Consider the following 2,922-nt stretch of genomic DNA (forward strand, 5'->3'; position numbering starts at 1 on the left):
CTGGCCGGGCCAAAGGTGCTCGAACACTGTATCGACTGCTCCGTGATGCTCGACGGCGACGCGGACTCCCGCTTCCGTACCCTGCGCAGCCATAAAAACCGCTTTGGGGCGGTGAACGAACTGGGCGTGTTTGCCATGACCGAGCAGGGGCTGCGCGAAGTCAGCAACCCGTCGGCCATCTTCCTGAGCCGTGGCGATGAGATCACCTCCGGCAGCTCGGTGATGGTGCTATGGGAAGGGACGCGCCCGCTGCTTGTCGAAATTCAGGCGCTGGTGGACGTGTCGATGATGGGCAACCCGCGGCGCGTGGCGGTCGGTCTGGAACAGAACCGTCTGGCGATCCTGCTGGCGGTGCTGCACCGTCACGGCGGGCTGCAGATGGCGGATCAGGACGTCTTTGTGAACGTGGTCGGCGGCGTCAAAGTCACTGAGACCAGCGCAGACCTGGCGCTGCTGCTGGCGATGGTCTCCAGCCTGCGCGACAGACCGCTGCCGCAGGATCTGGTCGTCTTCGGCGAAGTGGGCCTTGCCGGGGAAATCCGTCCGGTGCCCAGCGGCCAGGAGCGTATCTCCGAGGCGGGAAAACATGGTTTCCGTCGCGCGATCGTTCCCGCCGCCAACGTGCCGAAAAAAATCCCGGAAGGGATGCAGGTTTTTGGCGTGAAGAAACTCGCAGATGCGTTAAATGTCTTTGACGACTTATAATTACGTATTCGATTTTGCAGGAGGCACCGTAATTTATGTCATCATTTGACTACATCAAGACCGCTATCCGCCAGAAGGGCTGCACGCTGCAGCAGGTGGCAGACGCCAGCGGCATGACCAAAGGCTACCTGAGCCAACTGCTGAACGCCAAAATCAAAAGCCCCAGCGCGCAGAAGCTCGAAGCGCTGCACCGCTTTCTGGGGCTGGAATTCCCGCGTATGCAAAAGAACATCGGCGTGGTGTTCGGCAAATTTTACCCGCTGCATACCGGGCATATCTATCTGATCCAGCGCGCCTGTAGCCAGGTGGACGAGCTGCACATCATCATGGGCTATGACGAAACCCGCGACCGTCAGCTGTTTGAAGAGAGCGCCATGTCGCAGCAGCCGACCGTGCCGGACCGCCTGCGCTGGCTGCTTCAGACCTTCAAGTACCAGAAAAACATTCGTATTCATGCCTTTAACGAAGAGGGTATGGAGCCGTACCCGCACGGCTGGGACGTGTGGAGCAACGGCATCAAAGCGTTTATGGAAGAGAAGGGCATTGCGCCGAACTGGATCTACACCTCTGAAGAGTCCGATGCGCCGCAGTTCCGCGAGCATTTGGGCATCGAGACGGTGCTGATCGATCCGAAGCGCACCTTCATGAACATCAGTGGGGCGCAGATCCGCGAAAACCCGTTCCGCTACTGGGATTACATTCCGACCGAGGTGAAGCCGTTCTTTGTGCGCACGGTAGCTATTCTGGGCGGCGAGTCGAGCGGGAAATCAACGCTGGTCAACAAGCTGGCGAACATCTTCAATACCACCAGCGCGTGGGAGTACGGACGCGACTATGTCTTCTCCCATCTGGGCGGTGATGAGATGGCGCTGCAGTATTCCGACTACGATAAAATCGCGCTCGGTCACGCTCAGTACATTGATTTCGCGGTGAAATACGCCAACAAGGTGGCGTTTATCGATACCGATTTCGTCACCACGCAGGCGTTCTGTAAAAAATACGAAGGGCGCGAGCACCCGTTCGTGCAGGCGCTGATTGACGAATACCGCTTTGACCTGGTGATCCTGCTGGAGAACAACACCCCGTGGGTCGCTGACGGCATGCGCAGCCTCGGCAGCTCCGTGGACCGGCGGGAGTTCCAGTCCATGCTGGTGGAGATGCTCAACGAAAACAACGTTGAGTTTGTGCACGTGGAAGAGTCGGACTACGACTCCCGTTTCCTGCGCTGCGTCGAGCTGGTGAAGGAGATGATGGGGGAGCAGGGGTAAGCGTTAACCTCCCTCTCCCTGTGGGAGAGGGCCGGGGTGAGGGCATCAGGCCACTCAATACTCAACCACCACTTTCCCGCGCATATGCCCGTCCAGCACCTTACGGTGCGCCTCGGTAATGCTTTCCACGCTCAGCCCGTGCAGCGTTTCACTCAGCGAGCTTTCCACCACGCCGTTATCCACCAGCTTCGCCACCTCATTGAGGATCTCACCCTGACGCGCCATATCAGCGGTCTGGTACATGCTGCGGGTGTACATAAATTCCCAGTGCAGCGCGGCGGATTTCGACTTCAGCTTGTCCTGGTTCAGCGGACGTTCATTCTCGACGATAGAACAGATATGCCCCTGAGGCGCAATCAGGTCGCTGACCGCATCCCAGTGCCCGTCGGTGTCGTTGAGGATGAAAATATAATCCACAAAGGTCAGCCCGTGTTTCGCCAGTTCGCCTTTCAGATCGCGGTAGTTCACCACCACATCTGCACCGCGATCGCGGCACCACTGGGCGGAATCTTCACGCGACGCGGTTGCGATGATTTTCACCTTGCTGTTGTGCTTCGCGAACGGGATCGCCAGCGATCCCACCCCGCCCGCACCGCCGATGATCAGCAGGGTTTTGTCCGCACCGGCATCCTGAATGTTCAGCCGTTCAAACAGGCCTTCCCACGCGGTGAGTGCGGTCAACGGTAGCGCAGCGGCAGCCGCCCAGCCGAGGCTTGCCGGTTTGTGCCCGACAATGCGCGCATCGATCAGCTGGTGTGTGGTGTTGCTGCCCGGACGGGTGATGTCGCCCGCGTACCACACTTCATCTCCCGGCTTGAATCCGGTCACGCCCGTCCCAACGGCTTTGACGATCCCGCTGGCATCCCACCCGAGAATGCGCGGCGCGTTCAGCCCGTTCCTGGCAATGCCCGCGTGGACTTTGGTATCGACCGGGTTAACGGAGACGGCC

3 protein-coding genes are annotated in these 2,922 nt (G+C 59.4%); 2 read left to right on the plus strand and 1 reads right to left on the minus strand.

Features of this window, described 5'->3' with window-relative positions:
• Together DOU50_RS00595 and nadR are read left to right on the plus strand one after the other, a co-directional pair.
• Positions 1-705 (plus strand): magnesium chelatase domain-containing protein (locus DOU50_RS00595; protein WP_148768501.1); only part of this gene is annotated, 705 nt, incomplete at its 5' end.
• A gap of 35 nt (positions 706-740) precedes the next feature.
• Entirely contained in the window at positions 741-1,973 is a 1,233-nt protein-coding gene (gene nadR / locus DOU50_RS00600) for a multifunctional transcriptional regulator/nicotinamide-nucleotide adenylyltransferase/ribosylnicotinamide kinase NadR (RefSeq protein ID WP_024907400.1), read from the plus strand.
• A 54-nt stretch (positions 1,974-2,027) separates the two neighbouring features.
• Here the strand turns inward: nadR and DOU50_RS00605 are convergent.
• The coding region (locus DOU50_RS00605; protein ID WP_148768502.1) for a zinc-binding alcohol dehydrogenase family protein at positions 2,028-2,922 on the minus strand (895 nt) is incomplete at its 5' end.

The sequence above is a fragment of the Enterobacter sp. C6 genome, assembly GCF_008122455.1.
In the GTDB taxonomy this organism is placed as follows: domain Bacteria; phylum Pseudomonadota; class Gammaproteobacteria; order Enterobacterales; family Enterobacteriaceae; genus Enterobacter; species Enterobacter pseudoroggenkampii.